The sequence below is a fragment of the Providencia zhijiangensis genome (assembly GCF_030315915.2).
In the GTDB taxonomy this organism is placed as follows: Bacteria; Pseudomonadota; Gammaproteobacteria; order Enterobacterales; family Enterobacteriaceae; genus Providencia; species Providencia zhijiangensis.
Genome location: NZ_CP135990.1, coordinates 1,501,350 through 1,525,057 on the forward strand (window position 1 = coordinate 1,501,350; position 23,708 = coordinate 1,525,057).

28 protein-coding genes and 1 other annotated feature are annotated in these 23,708 nt (G+C 41.9%); of the genes, 17 read left to right on the forward strand and 11 right to left on the reverse strand.

Annotation, left to right across the window (positions count from 1 at the left end; translation table 11 throughout):
* Positions 1-37 precede the first annotated feature (37 nt).
* Complete coding sequence (locus QS795_RS06790; RefSeq protein ID WP_318627100.1) at positions 38-712, forward strand: AzlC family ABC transporter permease; 675 nt, start codon at positions 38-40, stop codon at positions 710-712.
* Positions 709-1,032 (forward strand): AzlD domain-containing protein, encoded by a 324-nt coding sequence (locus QS795_RS06795; protein ID WP_154604092.1) that lies wholly within the window; start codon positions 709-711, stop codon positions 1,030-1,032. Before QS795_RS06790 ends, QS795_RS06795 begins: the two co-directional genes overlap by 4 nt.
* 154 nt (positions 1,033-1,186) lie before the next feature.
* On the opposite strand, the gene QS795_RS06800 is transcribed toward QS795_RS06795, so the two are convergent.
* From QS795_RS06800 to hxpB, 5 genes are all read right to left on the reverse strand, one after another.
* On the reverse strand, positions 1,187-1,495 hold the full coding sequence (locus QS795_RS06800; RefSeq protein WP_154604091.1) for a hypothetical protein: 309 nt from the start codon (positions 1,493-1,495) through the stop codon (positions 1,187-1,189).
* A gap of 212 nt (positions 1,496-1,707) precedes the next feature.
* Positions 1,708-2,097 (reverse strand): YkgJ family cysteine cluster protein, encoded by a 390-nt coding sequence (locus tag QS795_RS06805; protein WP_036950513.1) that lies wholly within the window; start codon positions 2,095-2,097, stop codon positions 1,708-1,710.
* A gap of 283 nt (positions 2,098-2,380) precedes the next feature.
* Entirely contained in the window at positions 2,381-3,772 is a 1,392-nt protein-coding gene (locus tag QS795_RS06810; RefSeq protein ID WP_154638929.1) for an L-cystine transporter, read from the reverse strand.
* A gap of 166 nt (positions 3,773-3,938) precedes the next feature.
* Positions 3,939-4,529: a metal-dependent hydrolase gene (locus tag QS795_RS06815; protein WP_154638928.1), complete on the reverse strand. Its 591-nt coding sequence runs from the start codon at positions 4,527-4,529 to the stop codon at positions 3,939-3,941.
* Positions 4,530-4,721: 192 nt separating this feature from the next.
* On the reverse strand, positions 4,722-5,387 hold the full coding sequence (gene hxpB / locus QS795_RS06820; RefSeq protein ID WP_132494803.1) for a hexitol phosphatase HxpB: 666 nt from the start codon (positions 5,385-5,387) through the stop codon (positions 4,722-4,724).
* A gap of 303 nt (positions 5,388-5,690) precedes the next feature.
* On the opposite strand from hxpB, the gene QS795_RS06825 reads away from it, so the two are divergent.
* Positions 5,691-6,230 (forward strand): YniB family protein, encoded by a 540-nt coding sequence (locus tag QS795_RS06825; RefSeq protein WP_154604089.1) that lies wholly within the window; start codon positions 5,691-5,693, stop codon positions 6,228-6,230.
* Between the two features lie 187 nt (positions 6,231-6,417).
* Here QS795_RS06825 and QS795_RS06830 read toward each other — a convergent pair whose 3' ends face one another.
* The 5 genes from QS795_RS06830 to QS795_RS06850 form a co-directional block, all read right to left on the reverse strand.
* On the reverse strand, positions 6,418-7,287 hold the full coding sequence (locus QS795_RS06830) for a fructosamine kinase family protein (protein WP_286269551.1): 870 nt from the start codon (positions 7,285-7,287) through the stop codon (positions 6,418-6,420).
* 263 nt (positions 7,288-7,550) lie between these two features.
* A complete protein-coding gene (locus QS795_RS06835) occupies positions 7,551-8,417 on the reverse strand; it encodes a metal ABC transporter permease (protein WP_154604088.1) in 867 nt (288 codons plus the stop codon).
* Positions 8,410-9,300: a metal ABC transporter permease gene (locus QS795_RS06840; protein WP_154627923.1), complete on the reverse strand. Its 891-nt coding sequence runs from the start codon at positions 9,298-9,300 to the stop codon at positions 8,410-8,412. Before QS795_RS06840 ends, QS795_RS06835 begins: the two co-directional genes overlap by 8 nt.
* Positions 9,297-10,187, reverse strand: a complete 891-nt coding sequence (locus QS795_RS06845) for a manganese/iron ABC transporter ATP-binding protein (protein ID WP_318627101.1) — start codon at positions 10,185-10,187, stop codon at positions 9,297-9,299. Before QS795_RS06845 ends, QS795_RS06840 begins: the two co-directional genes overlap by 4 nt.
* Positions 10,188-11,099, reverse strand: coding sequence for a metal ABC transporter substrate-binding protein (locus QS795_RS06850; RefSeq protein WP_286269443.1), 912 nt, complete (start codon positions 11,097-11,099; stop codon positions 10,188-10,190). It lies immediately after the preceding gene.
* Between the two features lie 369 nt (positions 11,100-11,468).
* On the opposite strand from QS795_RS06850, the gene QS795_RS06855 reads away from it, so the two are divergent.
* Positions 11,469-12,128 carry a transglycosylase SLT domain-containing protein gene (locus QS795_RS06855; RefSeq protein ID WP_181478487.1) on the forward strand — a complete coding sequence of 220 codons (660 nt, stop codon included), beginning with the start codon at positions 11,469-11,471 and terminating at the stop codon, positions 12,126-12,128.
* On the opposite strand, the gene QS795_RS06860 is transcribed toward QS795_RS06855, so the two are convergent.
* Positions 12,122-12,826 carry a MarC family NAAT transporter gene (locus QS795_RS06860; protein ID WP_154638925.1) on the reverse strand — a complete coding sequence of 235 codons (705 nt, stop codon included), beginning with the start codon at positions 12,824-12,826 and terminating at the stop codon, positions 12,122-12,124. The genes QS795_RS06855 and QS795_RS06860 overlap by 7 nt on opposite strands.
* Positions 12,827-13,370: 544 nt before the next feature.
* On the opposite strand from QS795_RS06860, the gene QS795_RS06865 reads away from it, so the two are divergent.
* The 13 genes from QS795_RS06865 to ihfA all read left to right on the forward strand — a co-directional run bounded on the left by QS795_RS06865 (position 13,371) and on the right by ihfA (position 23,701).
* A complete protein-coding gene (locus tag QS795_RS06865) occupies positions 13,371-13,769 on the forward strand; it encodes a hypothetical protein (protein ID WP_154604083.1) in 399 nt (132 codons plus the stop codon).
* A gap of 113 nt (positions 13,770-13,882) precedes the next feature.
* Positions 13,883-14,332: a methyltransferase family protein gene (locus QS795_RS06870; RefSeq protein ID WP_318627102.1), complete on the forward strand. Its 450-nt coding sequence runs from the start codon at positions 13,883-13,885 to the stop codon at positions 14,330-14,332.
* A gap of 182 nt (positions 14,333-14,514) precedes the next feature.
* Complete coding sequence (locus QS795_RS06875) at positions 14,515-14,892, forward strand: hypothetical protein (protein ID WP_286269448.1); 378 nt, start codon at positions 14,515-14,517, stop codon at positions 14,890-14,892.
* A 121-nt stretch (positions 14,893-15,013) separates the two neighbouring features.
* Positions 15,014-15,391 carry a hypothetical protein gene (locus QS795_RS06880; RefSeq protein ID WP_286269449.1) on the forward strand — a complete coding sequence of 126 codons (378 nt, stop codon included), beginning with the start codon at positions 15,014-15,016 and terminating at the stop codon, positions 15,389-15,391.
* A 257-nt stretch (positions 15,392-15,648) separates the two neighbouring features.
* Positions 15,649-17,577 carry a threonine--tRNA ligase gene (thrS, locus tag QS795_RS06885; protein WP_154604022.1) on the forward strand — a complete coding sequence of 643 codons (1,929 nt, stop codon included), beginning with the start codon at positions 15,649-15,651 and terminating at the stop codon, positions 17,575-17,577.
* 3 nt (positions 17,578-17,580) lie between these two features.
* On the forward strand, positions 17,581-18,120 hold the full coding sequence (gene infC, locus QS795_RS06890; RefSeq protein WP_071992134.1) for a translation initiation factor IF-3: 540 nt from the start codon (positions 17,581-17,583) through the stop codon (positions 18,118-18,120).
* 288 nt (positions 18,121-18,408) lie between these two features.
* Complete coding sequence (gene infC / locus QS795_RS06895; RefSeq protein ID WP_071992133.1) at positions 18,409-18,948, forward strand: translation initiation factor IF-3; 540 nt, start codon at positions 18,409-18,411, stop codon at positions 18,946-18,948.
* A 93-nt stretch (positions 18,949-19,041) separates the two neighbouring features.
* On the forward strand, positions 19,042-19,239 hold the full coding sequence (gene rpmI / locus QS795_RS06900) for a 50S ribosomal protein L35 (RefSeq protein ID WP_004263702.1): 198 nt from the start codon (positions 19,042-19,044) through the stop codon (positions 19,237-19,239).
* A gap of 44 nt (positions 19,240-19,283) precedes the next feature.
* Positions 19,284-19,640 carry a 50S ribosomal protein L20 gene (rplT, locus tag QS795_RS06905; protein ID WP_006659451.1) on the forward strand — a complete coding sequence of 119 codons (357 nt, stop codon included), beginning with the start codon at positions 19,284-19,286 and terminating at the stop codon, positions 19,638-19,640.
* A gap of 120 nt (positions 19,641-19,760) precedes the next feature.
* Positions 19,761-19,891, forward strand: a sequence feature (Phe leader region).
* A complete protein-coding gene (pheM, locus tag QS795_RS06910) occupies positions 19,767-19,811 on the forward strand; it encodes a pheST operon leader peptide PheM (RefSeq protein WP_126437459.1) in 45 nt (14 codons plus the stop codon). (Overlaps the previous feature by 45 nt.)
* A gap of 123 nt (positions 19,892-20,014) precedes the next feature.
* Positions 20,015-20,998 (forward strand): phenylalanine--tRNA ligase subunit alpha, encoded by a 984-nt coding sequence (gene pheS / locus QS795_RS06915; protein WP_036950469.1) that lies wholly within the window; start codon positions 20,015-20,017, stop codon positions 20,996-20,998.
* A gap of 14 nt (positions 20,999-21,012) precedes the next feature.
* Complete coding sequence (gene pheT / locus QS795_RS06920) at positions 21,013-23,400, forward strand: phenylalanine--tRNA ligase subunit beta (RefSeq protein ID WP_286269454.1); 2,388 nt, start codon at positions 21,013-21,015, stop codon at positions 23,398-23,400.
* Between the two features lie 4 nt (positions 23,401-23,404).
* A complete protein-coding gene (gene ihfA / locus QS795_RS06925; RefSeq protein WP_004263721.1) occupies positions 23,405-23,701 on the forward strand; it encodes an integration host factor subunit alpha in 297 nt (98 codons plus the stop codon).
* Positions 23,702-23,708: the final 7 nt, after the last annotated feature.

Sequence of the window (23,708 nt, forward strand, 5' to 3'; positions counted from 1 at the left end):
TAATGAACGAATGTTTTTTATATCGAACGGTCGTTCTATGCAGGCATCTTCATTTCAGTTTTCTATTCTCCATAATAGCACAGTGAAAAATATTGCACTGGTGTGTATTGCAGACTTAATTGTGGGGATCTCCTACGGTGCATTAGCCCATTCACAAGGTTTTGATTGGTGGGTGCCGTTGATGCTGTCCATTTTTGTGCTAGCGGGTGCATCCGAGTTTCTGTTTATTGGCGTGGTATTTTCAGGGGGAAGCCCGCTGTCTGCGGCCTTAGCTGGGCTATTAGTCAACTCGCGCCATATTCCATTTAGTTTTGCCGTCAGTGAATTAACGGGAAAAGGGATAAAGTCGCTGCTGGGATATCACATTATGAATGATGAAAGTGTGGTTTTTGGCTTGGCGCAAGATAGTGAACGCGAGAAAACCGCCGCATTTTGGTTATGCGGATTAGGGATTTTAATCTGCTGGCCTGTCGGTGTGGTCATCGGAGAAATTCTGGGAAGCTTTATTCAAGATACCCATGCGCTAGGGATGGATGCCATGTTTCCCGCCATTATCTTAGCGCTGAGTTTACCCGCATTGAAAGATAAGCACTTAAGACTCGCGGCGATAGTCGGGGCTGTGATTGCTGTGGTAGCAACACCGGTATTACCGGCGGGGATCCCCGTTTTACTGGCTTTGTTGAGTTTAGTTATCTATATAAGGAAATCATGATGATGGAACATCCTTGGTTAATCGTCAGTGGGATTTTCATTTTAGCGGTTGGGACGTACTTAATGCGGGCATCCGGCGCATTGCTAAAAGGGCGGGTCAATTTAACAGAACAAAATAAAGCCCTATTTTCAGCTGCCGCCATTGTGATTTTATTTTCAGTCGCGATGACCTCAACGCTCTTTTCAGGTAATGAATTATCGGATTTACCGAAAATAATTGGGGTGGTGGTGGCAGGTATCCTGACTTGGTACCGTAAGCCATTTATTGTGATTGTTTTGTCGGCGGCGATAGTCACAGCGCTATTGCGCTGGTTATTTTAGTTAAAAAAAAGCCCCTATGGCATTAGGGGCTAAAATTAGGGATATACCTAAACGTTATTGTGTCTATTAAGATACTGATTTTTAATTAACAATGCCAAAAGTTTGATGTTATCAGTGTAACAGGCACAGCCTATGGTTTAGGTTGATTCATTCATTATTTAGCTGCGGGTGCTGTAGCAGGAACCGGCATTGGCATCGGTTGTGCTGGTTTGAATTCAGGTACTTCCACGACAGACATCTTCACCATGTAGCGTTTGCCATCTTCAATTTTAGGCGTATCGTTCGCCAGTTTTTTCAAGGTTTCATTCGGTTTGGTGGTTTGTTCAGTCACGCTATACACCATATTATGATGATTTCCACCGTGATGGCGTGGTGATTTGTTCATATCAACATTAGCGGCTGCGGCAGCAAAGCCGACAGACAGTAAAACGGCAGCAAGTAAACCTTGGTTTAATTTGTTCATCTTTTATCTCCTCATTAACGTGATGAGAGGATAATTCATCAATTAGATTTCCCTCGCAATGGCTTTTACCTGCTTTGACTGAAGCTCCATATTTCCTGCACGTTTTATCCTTTCTTTACACATTTTATTGAAAATAATGAGATTATTTTACGTAGGAAAGGGCGTGAGAGGGTAAAGAAGATAACCCAGAAAAATATCTGGGTCATTGACGGTTAGCACGCGATTTGCGGTTGCTGTGGCTCGAGAGGAGGTAAACCATAGGCTGCGCGAGCACGGTCACAGGCTTCATTGTGGATGCCGTTATGCCACGATTGTTCGAATTCTCGGCATGGCGTAGGGCGCTGTTCATAAATAGAGCAAGAGACACATTCCCCGACGGTGCCACCAAGTGCAGTACAGCGGGTATTCGGCTTTTGATTTGTACCTTGCATGCAGCTCATAAAGGGGGTGATTTGCTCTGTTAAATGTTGAGGCACCGAACCACCGCCAGCTTCTGCTTCTGCCCAGTAAAATGAGACGCGAAAGTAAGCACAACAAGCACCACAGCTGACACAGGGGTTATCTGAAGGATCAGTTTTTAGTATATGAATAATATTGGTCATATAAAAAATCTAACAATGAAGTTGATAGTTCCCGTAGGAAACGGGAGACGCAACACAGGCAGGAGGCCTAAGAAAATGTTGCTCAGCCGCTATTATGTTACGCGGCTTTACGTATTGGCAATATTTTTTAGAGTAAAAGACCTGTATTTCCAATAAAGTCAAAATAAAGTAAAAATTTCAAGCTGTTGCAGTTTGATGACATATCGAGAATGGAAAATAGCAGACACAAAAAAACCTGCCGTTTGACGGGCAGGTTTCAATGAGTGTTAGGAGATTAGGACGATTAAACGTGTTTTAAATCACCGTCGTCATCTTGGTTGAAGATTGACTTGTCCGTTTCGCCCATTAACTGGCTAGTGACGGTACCCGCTGTCATGGAACCACTCACGTTCAGAGCGGTACGACCCATATCAATCAGAGGCTCGACTGAAATTAACAGCGCAACTAACGTGACTGGTAATCCCATAGCTGGCAGTACAATCAGTGCGGCGAAGGTTGCACCGCCACCCACACCAGCAACACCGGCAGAGCTGATAGTTACGATACCGACTAAGGTTGCAATCCACAGAGGGTCAAATGGGTTGATCCCCATAGTTGGTGCGACCATCACGGCTAACATCGCAGGGTAGATACCCGCACAACCGTTTTGACCGATAGTTGCACCGAAAGAAGCCGAGAAGCTTGCGATAGATTCTGGCACACCAAAGCGGCGAGTTTGCGTTTCAATATTCAGTGGAATACTGGCTGCGCTCGAACGGCTAGTGAATGCAAATGTCAGTACTGGACCTGCTTTCTTAAAGAACTTGATTGGGTTTAAGCCTGTTGTTGCCACTAAGATACCGTGAACCACAAACATAATAGCTAATGCAACATAGGACGCGACGACGAAAGTTCCTAAGTTAATGATATCGGCTAAGTTAGAGCTTGCGACCACTTTGATCATCAGCGCCATTACACCGTAAGGGGTTAAACGCATGACTAAGCGAACGAGTTTCATTGCCCATGCTTGCATCACATCGATAGCCGCTAATGCTTTTTCACCGCGCTCTTTATCATCTTTAAACAGTTGCAGCGCAGCTACTCCTAAGAAGGCAGCAAAAATAACTACACTAATGATAGATGTTGGGCTTGCACCCGTTAAATCCGCAAACGGGTTTTTCGGGATAAAGGACAGGATTAACTGAGGAACCGTTAAATCTGAGACTTTACCAATATAATTTGTTTCAATGGCCGCTAGACGTGCAGTTTCAGATTGACCTTGAACCAGACCTTCAGCGGTTAAGCCGAACAGGTTTGCGATCAAAATACCCACTAAAGCCGCAATGGCTGTGGTAAACAGCAATGTGCCAATGGTTAAAAAGCTAATTTTCCCTAAAGAAGATGCCTTATGAAGTCGAGCGACCGCACTCAGAATAGAGGCGAACACCAGAGGCATAATCACCATTTGTAACAGTTGAACGTAACCATTACCGACGATATTAAACCAAAGAATGGAGTCTTTTACCGTTTGGTGACCGGAACCATACACGAGGTGAAGTCCGACACCATAAGCAACACCGAATACGAGACCCAGTAAAACTTTTTTGGACAGGCTCCAACCATTCGATCCGAGTTTTGCTAACAGTATTAATAGTGCTACGAAAATCAGCACATTGATAATCAGAGGAATATTCATTCCGCACTCCAAATTGTAATTATTTTACATAATGATTCTTGTTGTTAATCCTTAATAGGTATAAGGATTTCATTTCTTCTAACAACTGGTTATATGATATCAGTTGAAGTTAGTCATTACTTATAATCAAAAGTTATAATTTAGGTTGATTCATGCTTACAGTATATTACAAAAGTGAGCTTTTTGTCGGTAAGTGTATATTTATCTGATTATTAAAATAATTTAGTGCGCTTTCAATTTGCTGGAACCAATCAGCGGAATGACCCGTTGGAATTAAGACCGCACAGACGGTCAAAAGCACAGCAATAAAGCGTTCCCCGCGTTTACTGGACTTACCGCGTAAGATGGGAAAACAAAAACGTGTTGGTAGAGGCCATAAAAAAGGTACTCCAGATGGGGTCAGCATATCCGCCACTAAATGACTCATATAACCTAATAAGAACGCTTGGATAAGGTCGCTAGGTAAGTCCCAATAGTGAGGTAGCCATTGGTAGCTGCTGATCAGTAAAATGAGCCAAGCAATCAGGCTGTGAGTGAACCCGCGATGTCCACACAGTTTTGATATCGGTAATGAAATAATGCGAAAAAGCCGCCCGAGGATAGATGAAGGGTGGTCAATATCCGGCAATAAGGCACCCAGCAACACCCCTGGCACCATATGCAGCCAATCACCCTGAGCGAACTCTGGGGTAATTTGCAATTTATGAGCCATTACAAGTGAGGCGACGGAAAAAAGCAGATGCCCTTCAGCAGTCATGGTGGATAAAATACCATCTGTTTATCTATACAGTAGGCGGGCAGTATAAAGGGTTTGCAGGAAATATGGTAGTAGGGGAGAGTTAAAAAAATTCTTATTTATTAGTTAATAACCGTAGGTTTTTATACTTTTTTGAAATTTCCCCTACGTGAAAAACGTAAGGGAAATCGTGTTTCGTTAACGTCTTTAAGATTAACGTAAATTTTCTGGGCGTAAATCGTTCAATGAGGCGATTTTAACATCAGCCAGACCCCAACGAGGATCATTGAAATGCTTGCTATCAGGTACAACGATAGAGCGCATTCTCGCCGCTTTTGCAGAAATCATCCCATTAAAGGAGTCTTCTAAAGAAGCACAATGGATAGGCTTGGTGGATAACTCGGCCGCGGCTTTTAAATACACTTCGGGATGAGGCTTACTTAATGGTAAGTCTGCTGCTGAAACGACGGCAGAAAAATAATGGCGGATATCAAATAAGTTCAGCACTTTTTCCAGCATATAATCCGGAGACGCAGAGGCTAAAGCGATGTTCAGATCCATTGAGCGGCACAGTTCAAGTGCATGCTGTACACCTGGCAGTAATGGGCGTTTTTCTTCCACTAAACCAATGACGCGGTCAATGATACGCTGTTTTGTTGCTTCTAAACTACAACCTTGCCAAGGAGATGCGTTGTACCAAAGTTCAACAACGTGATCGATACGTAAACCGAGGGTGTCAGGAAGAGTGTGCTTAATGGATAAATCGACGCCTAACTCTGCAAAAACTTCATCTTCCCCTTGTTCCCAAAAAGGTTCCGAGTCAATCAGCAAACCATCCATGTCAAAGATGACAGATTGGATAGGTAATTTATGATACATAGCAAACTCCATTCATTTAGATACCCGCTTAAAAATAGGGTATGGGGATTGTCGCTGTACTTTAATCACAGTCATTTTGGTTTCTGAAACGATTCTAACAAGCTATGACTTGGGGTTATAGAGATATCTGTGCTATCACATGATTTTATTGAAAATTTGAGATTAGTTATTGATGTAGATTCGATTCACTCTTTGAATAATCCGAAACTCGGTTTTTAACTATCATTTTTTTATAGAAATTTGGAGCCAGCAAATATTATCAGCTATGATTAGCGTAGAAAAAAACTTTAAGGAATAGTTGTAATGAATTACCACAAGGCAAATTCTCTTGCGATTGGCAAACGTATTTTGGGCTGGATCGTATTTTTTGTGGCGTTAATTTCCACATTGACATCGTTAATTAAATTAGCGGCTCTGAAAGGAATTCAAGGCGAAGGTATTAACGCAGTTGCCAATGATTTTGTTAAATTAATGGCGGAGATGACTCGACAAAGCACGCCGTTTCTCAATGTATTCTGGAATAATTCACCAGTCCCTGAAGTGAGCCATGGTTTTTCAGGTAGCTGCATCGGATTTTTTGTTATTTTTATTTTTATCTTTGTGGGGCTTGCTTTAAGCGCATCAGGCTTACGCATGTATCGACAAATTAAATTCATTCGCGAAAGCATTGAAGATCATGTCATTCTTGAAAATGCAAAAGGCAGTGAAGTGACTAAAGAAGAGTTAGAATCCAAAGTCACTATTCCTCGACATACTATTTTCAAACAGTTCTTTTTGATGTATTTCTGGCCGATTGTTTTAGGGATCGCCATTTATTTTGCATTGAAACTTCTGAATTGGTAGTTTTTTATCATGTAGGTAGCTTTTCATAATGTAGGCCGCTTTTCATTATGTTGGCTTTTCATTATGTTGGCCTTTCATTATGTTGATAGTGCCCATCATGTTGATATTTCCCCACCATAAAAAATGCACAGCACCGGTATTTATTCCGCTGCTGTGCATCTCTTATTTTCGTCTAATTGATTCGCTGCTATTCGTCGTCTAATAAATTATCAATAATGCTGCGAGCATGCAGATAGCTTTGCTCATTACCAAACATGTTGGCTTGATTGAGTAAAAAATAGAGTTGATAGAGTGGTTGTCTGTCTAAAAAGCCCGTTGGTAATGGCCAAACACTTTGGTAGCCATCAATAATTTGAATCGGAATTTCTTTATATAATGGCAGCATCGCGATATCACATTCCCGATCACCCCAATAACAGGCCGGGTCATAGAGTACGCCATCCATTTGGTTGGTGACTGCGCAGTTTGCAGGCCACAGATCCCCATGTAATAAAGAAGGTTGAGGTTGATGGCCGGATAAACGGTGCTTAACAATATCCACCAGTCTTTGAATATCACCAAAAATCATGCCTTTTTCAGATGCAATTTGTAATTGAAGACCGATACGTTTTTCTGCAAAGAATGTATTCCAACGTTTTTCCCATCCATTTGGTTGAACAATGGTACTGAGCATAGTATCAAAATCGAACCCATAACTTGGCTGTTCTTCCCATTGATGTAATCGCGCCAATTGTTGACCAAAGTGCCATGCATTAGTGCTATCAAAATGTTTTAACGGGAAGTATTCGAGGAGAAGAAAGCTATGGTGCTTGTTGCTACCCAAGCCGTAGACTTTGGGAACGGTGATAGTTTGGCTTTTCGCTAGCATTTCAAGCTGCTCTGCCTCTTGTTTAAAAAGAGGGAGAAACTCGCGGCGATTTTGTTTTACGAACACTGTATGCTCGCCATAATCGATTCTTAAGGTGTGATGAATATCCCCACCAGAAAGAATCACTTTATTTCGCAGCTCTGCCTCACCAAAGTGTTCAATTAATAAACGATTCATCGCTTGCCACATGATCCACCTCGCTGTGATTTGGTCTTCACTCATACCATACTATAGCGTCAATTTAGGAATTAACAGTGATCATTGTTTAATAATTACGCCTTATTCCGAAATGATTGATGGCTGATTTTGTTCAAAAATTGGGGGATTGCTTTTGATGATAACAGGTGGATATCGCTTTTTTCTTTTATAGAGAGCAAGCTTCAAAATAGAAGAGAGTCAAATAGAAGAAAGAAAAAGCTGAATAGGTTTTTAGCGTATTCAGCTTTATATCATTAGGCCGTATGCAAATCTTGGCGTGTGGTGTGGGATTTGCGGCGTGCGAGAATTAATTTGCTATAGAGTAGGGCGATAACAAAGTAGCCCGCTTGGATCACCACAATGGTTGGGCCTGTTGTCGCATTGATATGGAAGCTGACAATCGTACCCAGCACGCTGGATGTGACTGAGGCGATAATCGCGACCACCAACATCCAACCAAAGCTCCGGCATAGGACAAAGGCGATGATCCCCGGAGAAATCAACATTGCAATCACCAGAATGATCCCAACGGCCTGTAGTGATGCCACGATGGTTAACGCTAATAGCGAAAGTAATCCGTAATGCAGCCATTTAACCGGCAAGCCGATAACACGCGCTTGGTTTGGGTCAAAGCAATACAGCATAAAGTCTTTACGTTTGAGTAAGATAATCGCAATGGTTATCCCTGCAAACAGTAAAATTTGTTTAAATTCTTCGTCGGTGATCCCCAAAATATCCCCGAATAAAATATGAGTAAGATGCTGTTCAGTATCGATTTTCGCGAACATAACCAAACCGACAGCAAACATACCCGAGAAGACAATCCCCATGACAGTGTCTTCTTTTATTCGACTGTTCTCTTTTAAATAGCCAGTAGCAACTGCGCAAAATAGCCCTGAAACAAAGGCGCCAATCGCCAGTGGAATGCCAATTAGTGACGCGATAATAATTCCGGGTAATACCGCATGGGAGATGGCATCTCCCATTAATGACCAACCTTTCAAGACTAAAAAGCAGGATAAAATAGCGCAGACGGTTCCTGTAACAATCGCCGTGATCAGGGCTTTTTGCATAAATGGAAATGCAAACGGAGCCATCAGTAAATCCATAAAATCACTCATGGGTCGCTCCTTGTTGCTTACTTTGATGCAGATCAGCGACTTCGCTACGGGCTTTGCGACGAGAAGCAAAGAGCCCATGTTTTGGTGCAAAGAAGAACGCCAGTAAGAAAATCACCGTTTGGAACGTAACAATTAGCCCGCCCGTTGCGCCATTTAAAAAGTAGCTGAGGTAGGCACCAATTGCGCTGGTGGCCGTTCCGATAGAGACGGAAATGATCAGCAAAGTTTTAAATTTATCTGTCAGTAAATAGGCCGTTGCACCCGGAGTGACCACCATAGCAATAACCAGAATAGCCCCGACAGTTTGCAGTGCGGCAACGGTACATGCGCTTAATAAAGTGAAGAAAATAATTTTCAGGCGTAGTGGATTTAAACCGATGGAACGAGCATGGCTTTCATCAAAAAAGACTGCCAGTAAATCTTTCCATAGGCACATCAGGACAACAAATGAAACGGCGATAATAATCTCGACTTGAAGAACATCAGCATCGGCGATCCCTAAAATATTACCGAAGATAATACTTTGCACGTTCACTGAGGTTGGGTTCAACGAAACAATCAATAGTCCCGCCGCAAAAAAGGTGGAAAAGATAAAGCCGATAACGGCATCTTCCCGTAAGCGGGTGAGATGTTTAACAAATGTCATGGCAAGGGCGGCGAGAATACCGGTAAAAAAAGCCCCTGCGGCGTAAGGTAATCCAAGCGCATAAGCGCCCGCCACACCGGGTACAACAGAGTGGGAGAGGGCATCTCCCATCAGCGACCAACCTTTGAGCATTAAGTAAGCTGATAAGAAAGCACACACCGCTCCGACGATGGCACTCACCCAAATAGCTTTAACCATAAAGTTGTACTCAAAGGGTTGCAGTAACAACTCAATCATTCAGATTCCTTAGGCTGATTCTTTCTAACCGGTGCATCGTGATCGTGACCATAGAAGACGGCGGCACGTTCGTCATCAGTAATCACCGTGACAGAGCGTGGGTCATCATCGTCGTGAAGCTCTTGACCAGACAGGTTAATATGACGCAGTACGCCACCAAATGCTTTTTGTAGATTACGCTGGGTAAAGGTGGTTTCGGTTGGACCACTCGCCAGCACAGTGCGGTTTATTAAAATCACATGGTCACAAAATTCAGGCACGCTTCCCAAGTTATGGGTTGAGACTAGAATTAAATGTCCTTCATCGCGCAGACTGCGGAGTAGGTCAATAATGGCATTTTCTGTTTTTACATCGACCCCAGTAAAGGGTTCGTCGAGTAACAGAACTTTACCTTGCTGGGCGAGGGCTCGAGCCAAAAACACCCGTTTTTTCTGACCGCCGGAAAGTTCACCAATTTGGCGATGTTCTAATCCTGCTAAATCTACACGTTCTAAAGCCATTTTTACGGCGTCTTTATCTTCCTTTTTAGGAATACGAAAGAAACCCATTTTGCCGTAACGCGCCATCATCACCACATCAGAAACTAGCACTGGAAAATTCCAATCCACTTCTTCTGTTTGTGGTACGTAGGCAATAACATTCTCTTTTAATGCGGCTTTAATCGGCTGGTCATTGAGAGTCACACTACCGGACGATGGCGTCACTAACCCCATAATGGTTTTAAACAGTGTAGATTTACCACTCCCATTCACGCCCACAAGGGCGCAAATGGAACCACCGTGAATATTGAAACTTGCATCATAAATCGCGGTATGACCATTGTTGTAGGTGACAGTTGCGTCATCAACAACCAGAGTCGGATGTTCGAATTGATTTGTATGGCTCATTTACTGTGAAAATCCTTTTGCGATGGTATCGACGGTTGTGTTCAACAGGTCTATATAAGTTGGTACAGGGCCTTCAGCGGTTGAAAGTGAATCGACGTATAATACTCCGCCGTATTTTGCGCCAGTCTCTTTACTGACCTGCAGAGCCGGTTTGTCTGAAATAGTACTTTCGCTGAAAACAACGGGAATGTTGTGCTCACGAACCGTATCAATCACTTTTTTAACTTGCATTGGTGAGCCTTGCTCTTCAGCATTGATGGGCCACAAATAGACCTCTTTAAAGCCATAATCTTTAGTGAGGTAGCTAAATGCGCCTTCACTGGTCACTAACCAACGCTTATCTTCAGGAATACGATTCAAACGTTCACGTAAAGGTGCATCAAGTGCCGCAATTTCTTGGGAATATTTTTTCGCGTTTGCATTATAGGTGTCTGCATTTTCTGGATCATATTTCACCAGTGCCTTACGGATATTTTCGATATAAATTTGTGCGTTAGCAGGTGACATCCAAGCGTGAGGATTCGGATTATCTTTATATTCCCCTTCACGGATTGGCATCGGCTCAATACCTTCAGTGACGACAACCGCAGGCACATCTTTAAGGTTTTCAAAGAAACGCTGGAACCAAACTTCCAGATTCATTCCGTTCCATAAGATAAGGTTAGCATCGTAGGCTTTCATAATATCTTTTGGTGTCGGTTGATAACCGTGAATTTCTGCTCCCGGTTTAGTGATGGATTCGACAATTGCGGCATCACCGGCTACATTTTGAGCAATGTCTTGTATTATAGTAAATGTGGTGACCACTTTAAATTTTTTAGCTAAAGCGGGTTGGCTGACAAATAAAACGGCAGCTAATGCAATAAATGTAGTACGTAATAGCGTTGATAATCGGAATAAACGGTTTGTCATAAAATAGATCCTAACGTTGGGTCACGAGTTCTATTAACTAAATTAATCTCATTAAATGGTTAATCTAAATAAGTGCGTTGTTGGGTTTGAATATAGCTTCTCATTTATATTGACCTATTTGACTCTACAATGAGTATGGTCTTTCTGGCTGATAGTATTTATATCCCAATTGATAATGATTATCAATATCAATTATGAAAAATCCCGTTAAATGGTAAAAGGGTTATTTTTGTAATCGATGAGTTGCTGGTTATCATTATTATTTAACACGACTAAAACACGTCCAGAAGTAAAAGTTAAGTAAAAAATGTATTATTTTTCTAAAGATTAGCTATTCTTTCGGTGTTTTAATTTGCAGAGGATACAACAGTGAAAAAAATGGTCGGCAGTGCGCTTGTACTTTTGCTATTGGCAGGTTGTTCAAGTGATCCCAATAAAACCGCGAACAGAACAAGAATGCTAGATAATCGCAATCAAATGCCAAATACGGCAGCTAATACTAGCTATCCGCGAACCCCTTATGATGAGTTTATTCGTGAATCCGCGAATCGCTATAGTGTGGATGAAACACTGATCAGAGCCATTATTGAAGTAGAATCTAACTTCCGACCTGAAGTGGTGAGTAAATCTAATGCTATTGGTTTAATGCAAATTAAAGCATCAACAGCAGGGCGTGATGCATATCGTTATCAAGGACGTTCTGGTGAACCAAGTTCTAGCGATTTAAAAGATCCACGCAAGAATATTGATATCGGCACAACGTATATTCGTATTCTCAAAGAGCAACATTTGGCGGGTATTAGCCACCCGCAAACGATGTATTATGCGACCGTTGTGGCTTACGTGAATGGGGCCGGGGCATTATTAAGAACATTTGATAATGATAAAACTAAAGCTATCGCGATGATAAATAATTTATCGCCAGAAGAATTCTATCAACATGTTCAGTCTAAACACCCCGCACCGCAGGCTCCACGCTATTTGTGGAAAGTTAAGAATGCGTATAATGCATTAGCGGTGAATTACTGATATTCCGTCATTAAGTGTGGGAGTTGCGCGATAATTTCAACGATGCCGTTGATGACGAATTGCACTCCCATACAAATTAATAAAAAACCCATTATCCGCCCAATTGCATCAATCCCACTGTTCCCTAGCCATTTCATAATTGACGTTGCGCCCCGTAATCCAATCCAAACAAACACACTGGCTATTAGAAAAACAATAATGGGTGCGACAGTGATAACCCATGGCGCAAAACCAATATCCCCTTGCAAAGACGCGGTGGAACTAATAATGATTGCGATGGTACCTGGACCTGCGGTACTTGGCATCGCGAGGGGGACAAAGGCAATATTTTGGTTGCCTTGACGTTTTTTGGGAACACTTAAATCATCAGTGGAGACATTACTGTTGTCTTCACTATTTTCTGAATTAGGAAATAGCATCCCAAAACCAATAAAGACCACGATAAGTCCCCCTGCAATACGTAGTCCAGGAATAGAAATTCCGAAGGTGTTCATAACTAATTGGCCCGCATAAAAAGCGACGAGCATGATACAAAAGACATAAATTGCAGCCAGCAGTGATTGGTGGTCACGTTGTTCTTTGGTCATGTTGGCGGAAATACTGAGCATCACGGCAATGGCGGTCAGTGGGTTAGCCAGTGGAAGGAGTAAAACTAAGCCAAGGCCAACGGCTTGAAAAAGTTGTAAAATATCTTGCATGTCGAAAATTACCCTCCAAATTAATCTAGAATGGCTTCTCGTTGGAACTATAACAAACATTGTTACTAATTTGTGGAATCAGAAGGGTATTCTCCCATCAAATATAGGATAAAGAGACTTTTTTTACGTGAAATTGCGTAATGTTTTCACTTAATGAATGACAAAGTTGTTCACATTAACTGTGGATAACATCCCGATTCATGTGTGAATAAGTGTATTTATTTGTTGAATAACAAAGAGGTATGCCGCTGGATTAAAAACATTCAATATTTTGAGCAAAAAAAAACCTTTTTATGTGAGATAAAAAGGTCAAGGGCATTATTGCTAGAGGGGGTTTATGTTCATTTGTTAGTGAGTATATACAGTGCTATCTGTTTTACTGACAGGTTATGTAAATTCGTTAAAAGATTATTGTCAGGCGATAATCTTATTTCTTGGTAATATAATTGGAATATTCTTTACAAACTCTTTTTTATTTTAAAAACTGCTTTACGGTTTATTGTGTATTCTAAATTCCATGTTAAATAGAATTTTAGGATAGCCAATGAGAAAGTTACTGTCGCCATTAGTTACTTCATCAATGCTGCTTGTTTTGGCTATTGCTGCCGTGCTGATCCTATTTCCACAAACGTGGAAACAATCTATTTTTCCTTCGCTCTCTCAATTATTACCCGCTTCAGTCAATTCCTTTATGGAACAAAACGGATTGACGAATAATGCGTGCGATAGTTTAGAAAATAATTTAAGAAGCTTTACAGATTATCTGCAAGCAAATGCAGATGTTGTCGAAGTGAAGGGAATGAATGGGTTAGAAGAGCAACTTGCTAATATCCAAGCCAGATTAAATAATTTACCCAGCGATGTGCGTAATTCTGTATGTGAACAAGAGTATGCCAATCTTGAAGGTCTAAAAAGCGTTTTTTCTTTAGGATATCGTTCATAAAATAACAGAGTATCCCTTCACTCTGTGTTATGAAATATTATTGACATCGGTGCCAATTCTTATCGTTTTATCCATGATATGCTTGCCAGATGAATATCAATTTAGGATCTGTGATGAGCATTTTTAAACTTCCATTTGTGAATTGGTTAGCGCTCAATGGATTTGCTGCTTATTATCTGCATATCAAAGAGGGTTTTTTCTGGAGTTTTTCTGGTTGGATGGGAATTATCGGCATCCTGATTGCCTTAGAGGCTTTCGGCTGGATTGGCGCAAGTTTATATTATTTTGTTCAGCAAAAAACCTCACCAAATCCTATTAGCCCCGCGTCTTCTCTTATTACTAGAGGCCCTTATCGGTTATCTCGTAATCCGCTGTACCTTGCTTTTACCTCGATGAGTTTAAGCTTCGCTTTATTTTCGCATTCACCTTATTTCTTGGTTTCAGGTTTGGTTTTCTGGTTAATTACTGATTTGTATACTATTCCCCAAGAAGAAAAATTCTTATCTGAGCGCTTTAAAGAGGAGTGGGCTAATTATATTCAGCAAACTCGGCGTTGGTTATGATTTATCTTGGTCTAATTCGTTAATTATTCATTTTTAATAAGCGTTTTTACCTATTTAATTGTGAGTTATTGTCATCATCATCTGATAATTTAGCTTTTGATGCGAATTTTGACATTTTTCAAGGCGGTTTCCCTTCGGTAAAAGTAAACTGGTATAACCCAAAGACTTGTGAGGTTATTGCCGTGAACAAAAAAGTGTTATTAGGTGCTATCGTTTCTTCAGTATTACTGTATTCGGCATCGGCTGCTGCATGCCCTTACTGCAATGGAAACTATGATCACCGCTATCAAAACAATTATCACCAGAACAATTATCGACAAAACGATTATCGCCAAAGTAATGAAATCGCTAAGTTAGCGAAAGAGTTTGATGATAAGCGTTTTGAATTGAATAAGCTGTACGATGCTGGCGCCAAAGATGATGATGCGAAAGTGAAAGCGCTGGTGAAAGAGCTTGATGATTTATCACTGCAACTTCGAAACGAAGAAGACAAACAATATAACCGCCCATATCGTGATGGTGGATGGGGTGGACGCGGTAATCATCGCGGTTGTTGGTAACGTTTTGTTGTAATAAGGCTATTCAAAGTCATGTTGAGTAGCCTTATTGTCGTTTTTTGCAGGATGATGGAATGGTATTTTTCTCCCCTTAAGGATTTATCGTAAAAAAGTGTGGTGAGAGATGAAAAAAGGCATAATTACCACGTTATTGGCGTTATCAACCTTTGTGTTGCTGGCTCCGAGAGCCTCTGCACAGCTTGTTTATACCGCAGATGAAATGAGTGCAATCATCGATAAGCAAGGTATCCCGTATCATGAGGATTGGCATGCTATTTATGCTGATCATATTAATTTTGAACTCTGTTCAGCCACCACAGATTTAGCCTATCTTATTAGCGCATTAGAGCATCCGACAACCCTGAATCTTTCATTATCGCGTTCAAAATCACGTATTGCTTGGTTACCTGAATATGCGGTGAGAACGGATTGTAATGGCTATGGTAATAATGTTCTTATTATGTCGGCGGACTACACGTTAATGAGCTCGGAGCAACAGTAATTTTAGCGCTAGAATAATCAACAACTGGCTATCGCCATAAAATATGTCTGTGTTATGATTACGAGTTGAGTTGCTAGCGATGTGCATAATTGCGTTATCAATTATATCTGCCTCGGCTTATATAATGTGTACATAGTTGTGTGCCTATCTCGCATAGTGAAGTGAGAAATCGTCAGTAACGTATTGATTTATAAACTTTGGAATAATCAAGCAAGTGATCTTTCGTGTGGGTCACCACTGCTGATAAGGATTTTTTAATGCCTGTTATTACTCTTCCTGATGGAAGTCAGCGTCAATTCGACCATGCAGTTTCTGTCATGGATGTGGCTCGCGATATCGGTGCCGGCCTAGCAAAAGCATGTATCGCTGGTCGTGTTAATGGTGAGCTGGTGGATGCTTGTGAACTGATCGAGCATGACGCAAACCTGTCAATTATCACGAGTAAAGATGATGAAGGTCTAGAAATCATTCGTCACTCTTGTGCTCACTTATTAGGTCATGCAATTAAACAATTGTGGCCAAATACCAAAATGGCAATCGGTCCGGTTATCGACAACGGTTTCTATTATGATATTGACCTTGACTATACGCTGACCCAGGAAGATTTGGACAAGCTAGAAAAGCGTATGCTTGAGCTTGCCAAAACAGATTATGACGTGGTTAAAAAACGTGTTTCTTGGGCGGAAGCTCGTGAAACATTCGTAAACCGTGGCGAAGATTATAAAGTTGAAATCTTGGATCAAAATATTAGCCAAGATGATCGCCCAGGTTTATATCACCACCAAGAATATATTGATATGTGTCGCGGTCCACACGTACCAAATATGCGTTTCTGTCACCACTTTAAATTACAAAAAGTAGCAGGAGCATACTGGCGCGGTAACAGCGACAATAAAATGCTGCAACGTATTTACGGTACAGCATGGGCAGATAAAAAGCAGCTTGCTGCGTATCTGTTGCGCTTAGAAGAAGCGGCGAAGCGTGACCACCGTAAAATTGGTAAGCAATTAGATTTATATCATATGCAGGAAGAAGCGCCGGGTATGGCGTTCTGGCATAACGATGGTTGGACAATTTTCCGTGAACTGGAAACTTTTGTACGTACCAAACTGAAATCCTACAATTACCAAGAAGTTAAAGGCCCATTCATGATGGACCGCGTATTGTGGGAAAGAACAGGTCACTGGGAAAACTACAAAGATGCAATGTTCACAACCTCATCTGAGAACCGTGAATATTGTGTTAAACCAATGAACTGCCCAGGTCACGTTCAGATCTTTAACCAAGGGTTAAAATCTTACCGTGATTTACCATTGCGTATGGCAGAATTTGGTAGCTGTCACCGTAATGAGCCTTCAGGTGCACTGCATGGTTTGATGCGCGTACGTGGCTTTACCCAAGACGACGCCCATATCTTCTGTACTGAAGATCAAATTCTGGGCGAAGTGACTAGCTGTATTGAGATGATTTATGACGTTTACAGCACTTTCGGTTTTGAAAAAATCGTTGTAAAACTGTCTACTCGTCCTGAAAAACGTATCGGTACAGACGATATGTGGGATACGGCAGAAGCAGACTTAGCCAATGCGCTGAAGTCGAAAGGTATTGAGTTTGAATACCAGCCGGGCGAAGGTGCATTCTACGGTCCGAAAATTGAATTTACACTGTATGACTGCCTTGACCGTGCATGGCAATGCGGTACTGTACAATTAGACTTCTTCTTACCAGGTCGTCTAAATGCTTCTTATGTTGGTGAAAATAATGAGCGTATTACGCCAGTTATGATCCACCGTGCGGTTCTGGGTTCACTAGAGCGCTTTATCGGGATCTTAACGGAAGAATATGCAGGTTTCTTCCCAACATGGTTAGCACCACAACAAGTTGTTGTGATGAACATTACAGATAGTCAAGCAGACTATGTTCAAGAATTAGTTAGCAAGCTGCAAAGTGTTGGCATTCGTGCGAAAGCGGACTTACGTAACGAGAAAATCGGCTTTAAGATCCGCGAACACACCCTGCGTCGTGTTCCTTACATGTTGGTTTGTGGTGAGAAAGAAGTTGAATCAGGTAAAGTGTCTGTTCGTACCCGTCGTGGTAAAGATTTAGGCAGCCTTGATGTTAACGAATTCATGACTAAACTACTGGAAGAAATTCGCAGTCGTCAGCTCAATCAGATGGAGGAATAAGGTATTAAAGGCGGAAAAAAACTCCCAACAGCACGCCCGAATCGTATTAACGAAGAGATCCGTGCAACTGAAATCCGTGTTACTGGCATTGACGGTGAACAACTTGGTGTAATGAGTGTGCGTGACGCACTTGCCAAAGCGGAAGAAGCTGGTGTTGATTTAGTTGAAATCAGCCCAAACGCAGAGCCACCAGTTTGTCGTATCATGGATTACGGCAAGTATCTTTATGAGAAGAGTAAATCTCAGAAAGAGCAGAAAAAGAAACAAAAAGTTGTTCAAGTGAAGGAAATTAAATTCCGTCCGGGAACAGATGAAGGAGACTACCAAGTTAAATTACGTAGCCTCATTCGTTTCTTAGAAGATGGTGATAAAGCGAAAATCACACTGCGTTTCCGTGGTCGTGAAATGGCTCATCAACAAATCGGTATGGAGATGCTTAACCGCATCAAAGCTGATTTAGAAGAGCTAGCCGTCGTTGAATCATTCCCTTCACGTATTGAAGGTCGCCAAATGATCATGGTGATGGGGCCTAAGAAAAAATAATAGGTCATGATTAAGAACGCGAGTGGGGGATTGCACCTCACTCGCGTTTTTTTATTGTTAGACTTGGCTATTTACATGATCCTCTGCGAATAATTTGAATATCTGCTTGAGTAATCTCACAATAAGCAGTAAAATCCGCGGTCGAATCGCTTTGTAAAACTCGCTTTGTTCGAGTTAGAGCCAAAAAAGAATATCGCGTTTGGGTAATAAATTGTTTAAAAAGACATTACCGAGGCGCTTGCTTTAGAGAATGTAGCAAATCTCTTTATCCAGTTGGAGGAATGAAGTATTAAAGGCGGAAAAAGAATCCCATCAACACGACCAAATCGTATTAATGATGAAATCCGTGTTCCTGAAGTCCGTTTAACCGGTTTAGACGGCGAACAGTTAGGCATCATGAGCGCACGTGAAGCGCTTGAAAAAGCTGAAGAAGCAGGTGTAGACCTCGTTGAAATCAGCCCAAATGCTGAACCGCCAGTTTGTCGTATCATGGATTACGGCAAATTCCTTTATGAGAAGAGCAAGTCTCAAAAAGAACAGAAAAAGAAACAAAAAGTTGTTCAGGTGAAGGAAATTAAATTCCGCCCTGGTACAGATGAAGGTGATTATCAGGTCAAACTACGCAACCTGATTCGCTTTCTAGAAGATGGTGATAAAGCGAAAGTAACACTGCGTTTTCGTGGTCGTGAAATGGCTCACCAGCAAATCGGTATGGAAATGCTTAACCGCATCAAGTCTGATTTGGAAGAGTTAGCATCTGTTGAATCATTCCCTTCGAAGATTGAAGGGCGTCAAATGATTATGGTGCTAGCACCTAAGAAGAAATAATTAGGCAACCAAGTAATAGTTTCACAGTAATGTGAGTATTATTCGCCTAATTAATTCGTAGTTAATCACAATGCGAAGTTGGAAATAAAAGAAATGCCAAAGATTAAAACTGTACGTGGCGCAGCAAAGCGCTTTAAAAAAACTGCAGGCGGTGGCTTTAAGCGTAAGCATGCAAACCTTCGTCACATTCTGACTAAAAAGTCTACTAAGCGTAAACGCCATTTACGTCCGAAAGGAATGGTATCTAAGGGCGATCTGGGTCTGGTTGTTGCTTGCCTGCCTTACGCATAAGTAAACATTTAGTTAATTAAGAATAAAGACGATAGGAGATAGCTATGGCTCGCGCAAAACGTGGTGTAATCGCACGTGCACGTCACAAAAAAATCATGAAACAGGCGAAAGGTTACTATGGTGCACGTTCACGTGTTTACCGCGTAGCATTTCAAGCGGTAATCAAAGCTGGTCAATATGCTTACCGTGACCGCCGTCAACGTAAACGTCAGTTCCGTCAACTGTGGATCGCACGTATCAACGCTGCGGCTCGTCAGAACGGCCTGTCTTACAGCCGTTTCATCAATGGCTTGAAAAAAGCTTCAATTGAAATCGACCGTAAGATCCTAGCAGACATCGCAGTTTTCGATAAAGCAGCATTCACTGCTTTAGTTGAAAAAGCAAAAGGCGCTTTAGCTTAATGTTTGCTTGAAGAGAGGAAGGAAACTTCCTCTTTTCATTTATAATGTTTGTATTAAAAATCAGCTTGTGTTAATACTTTCAGTCAATATTAGTCACTTTAAACCTGTGTTTTTGAGACTCTTTTAATGAACAACGTTATTTTTCGTTTCTTTTTTTACTTTAGCACCTGAATCTCGGGGGCTTTTGCGTATAGCGAGTAGAATAGAAACGAAAAGTTACGCTAAAGCCTCCGTCAGGAGGCTTTTTTGTTTTTGGTTTGATAGAAAATACAGTAAAATCAGTCAGGTATTCACATCTTATTAATATGACTTGTGAAATTTGATAAATTTAGTGAATAACTAGCAAAAGACCGAGTGGTCATAAAGGGGAAACAATGCCACATCTCGCTGAATTGGTTGCACAGGCAAAAGCAGCCATTGAACAGGCCCAAGATGTTGCGACGTTAGAGTCAGTGCGTGTTGAATTTTTAGGCAAAAGCGGCCACTTCACACTCCAGATGAAAACGTTGCGTGATCTGCCTGCGGATGAACGCCCAGCAGCAGGGGCTGTGATTAATGAAGCTAAAGTCCAAGTTCAAGATGCACTGAACGCCCGTAAAGATGCAATGCAAGCCGATATTCTGAATGCACGTTTAGCATCAGAAAAAATCGATGTTTCATTACCGGGCCGCCGTATGGAAAATGGTGGATTACACCCAGTAACTCGCACCATTCAGCGAATTGAAGAATTTTTTGGTGAGTTAGGTTTCTCTGTTGAGACAGGGCCTGAAATCGAAGATGACTACCATAACTTTGACGCTCTGAACATTCCGGCTCATCACCCAGCGCGTGCTGATCACGATACTTTCTGGTTTGATGCGAAACGTTTATTACGTACCCAAACATCCGGTGTGCAGATTCGTACTATGAATGGTCAGCAGCCACCAATCCGCATCATTGCGCCAGGTCGCGTTTATCGTAATGACTATGATCAGACTCATACCCCAATGTTCCACCAAACTGAAGGTCTGATTGTTGATAAAGACATTAGCTTTACCAACTTGAAAGGTACTCTTCATGACTTCCTGAACAACTTCTTTGAAGAAGAAGTTCAAGTTCGTTTCCGTCCTTCCTATTTCCCGTTCACTGAGCCTTCTGCTGAAGTTGATGTTATGGGTAAAAACGGTAAGTGGCTGGAAGTATTAGGTTGCGGTATGGTTCACCCTAATGTATTACGCAATGTCGGTATTGACCCTGAGGTCTACTCTGGATTTGCATTCGGTATGGGAATGGAGCGCTTAACCATGTTGCGTTATGGCGTATCTGACCTTCGTGCATTCTTCGAAAACGATCTTCGTTTCCTCAAACAGTTTAAATAAGGCGGGTCTATCTCATGAAATTCAGTGAACTATGGTTACGCGAATGGGTGAACCCGGCGGTAAGTAGTGAAGAATTATCAGACCAGATCACAATGGCAGGTCTGGAAGTTGATGGCGTTGAAACCGTTGCGGGTCAATTCCACGGTGTTGTTGTGGGTGAAGTTGTTGAATGTGGACAACACCCTAACGCAGACAAATTGCGTGTCACAAAAGTGAATGTTGGCGGTGACCGTTTATTAGATATCGTGTGTGGCGCGCCAAATTGCCGCCAAGGCTTACGTGTTGCCGTGGCAACCGTTGGAGCTGTATTACCGGGTGATTTCAAAATTAAAGCGGCGAAATTACGTGGCGAGCCATCAGAAGGCATGCTGTGCTCATACTCTGAGTTAGGTATTTCTGATGACCACAGCGGCATTATTGAATTACCACAAGACGCGGTTATTGGTACTGACATCCGTGAATATCTAAAATTAGATGATCACGCGATTGAAATCAGCATTACACCAAACCGTGCAGATTGCTTAAGTATTTTAGGTGTGGCGCGTGATGTAGCGGTTATCAACAAATTAGATTTAGTTGAACCTGCAATTAGCCCAGTAGCTAGCACAATTAAGGACACGTTCCCAATTCGTGTTGAAGCACCTGCTGCCTGCCCACGCTTCTTAGGTCGTGTGATCAAAAATATCGATGTTAGCGCACCAACGCCAATGTGGATGAAAGAGAAACTGCGTCGTGGTGGTGTTCGTTCTATTGATGCAGTGGTTGATATCACGAACTATGTTCTGTTGGAATTAGGTCAGCCACAACACGCTTATGATTTAGATCGTTTAAATGGCGCAATCGTTGTGCGCATGGCGAAAGATGAAGAGAAGTTAGTACTGCTAGACGGTACAGAAGCTACTCTGAAATCTGACACGCTGGTTATTGCTGATGAAACTCAAGCTTTGGGTATCGCAGGCATCTTTGGTGGTGAGCACTCAGGTGTTAACACTGAAACCAAGAACATTTTATTAGAATGTGCATTCTTCGAACCTCTGGCTATCACAGGCCGTGCTCGTAATTACGGTCTGCACACTGATGCTTCACACCGTTTTGAACGTGGTGTTGACTCTCAGCTACAATTTAAAGCGATGGAACGTGCAACCGCATTGATCGTGGGAATTTGTGGCGGTGAAGTTGGCGATATCATTGATGTTTCTAGCGAAGCTCATTTACCGAAACAGGCAAACATTAAGCTAACGCGCAAAAAGTTAGACCGTTTAATCGGTCATGTGATTGCAGACGAAACGGTGACCGATATTCTGACGCGTTTAGGTTGCCAAGTACAAGTTTCCGCGGATTGCTGGGATGTTGTGGCGCCAAGCTGGCGTTTCGATATGCAAATCGAAGAAGACTTAGTTGAAGAAGTCGCTCGCGTATACGGATATAACAATATCCCAGACGTACCGCTGCGCGCAGATTTGATCATGACTGACCATAAAGAAGCTAATTTACCGCTGAAACGTATTAAAGCGATGTTAGTTGACCGTGGTTATCAAGAAGCGATTACTTACAGCTTCGTAGACCCTAAAATTCAGAGCCTATTACACCCGCAGGAAGAAGTGCTTTCCTTGCCAAATCCAATTTCAGCTGACATGTCCGCAATGCGCTTGTCTCTGTTGACTGGTTTATTAGGCACTGTGGTCTATAATCAAAATCGTCAACAAAACAGAATTCGTTTATTTGAGACAGGTCTACGCTTTACGCCTGATAATCAAGCAGAATATGGTATTCGTCAGGAAAACATGCTGGCGGGTGTGATCACGGGCAACAAATTCGATGAACATTGGTCATTAGATAAACAAGTTGTTGACTTCTTTGATTTAAAAGGTGATCTTGAAGCTGTTTTTGAATTGACTGGAAAACTAAATCAAATTACATTTAAATCAGAAGCACATCCAGCACTGCATCCTGGGCAAAGTGCTGGGATTTATCTGGAAAATGAACATATTGGTTTTATCGGTGTTGTTCACCCAGAACTAGAACGTAAACTCGATTTAAATGGTCGTACAGTCGTGTTTGAAGTTCGTACTGATGCAATCGCACAGCGTGTTATTCCAGAAGCGAAAGCGATTTCGCGTTATCCGTCGAACCGTCGTGACATTGCTGTGGTTGTGCCAGAAACTGTAGCAGCTGCCGAAGTTTTAGCAGAATGTAAAAAAGTTGGCATAAATCATATAGTTGGCATAAACTTATTTGATGTGTATTGTGGTGAGGGGATAGCAGAGGGTTATAAGAGTCTCGCTATCAGTCTCGTCTTCCAAGATACCCAGCGTACCATGGAAGAAGAAGAGATTACCGCGACCGTTGATCTGTGTGTTGCTGCGTTAAAACAGCGATTCCAAGCCTCCTTGAGGGACTAAACTTATGGCGCTTACTAAAGCTGAAATGTCAGAAAATTTGTTTGAAAAACTAGGTGTTAGCAAACGTGATGCGAAAGACCTTGTTGAAACTTTCTTTGAAGAGGTTCGCCTTTCCTTAGAAAACGGTGAGCAAGTTAAATTATCTGGATTCGGTAACTTTGATTTACGTGATAAAAATCAACGTCCCGGTCGTAACCCTAAAACAGGGGAAGATATTCCAATCACTGCTCGTCGTGTTGTTACTTTCCGTCCAGGCCAAAAATTAAAAAGCCGTGTGGAAAAAGCAACGCCAAAAGAGTAATCCTATT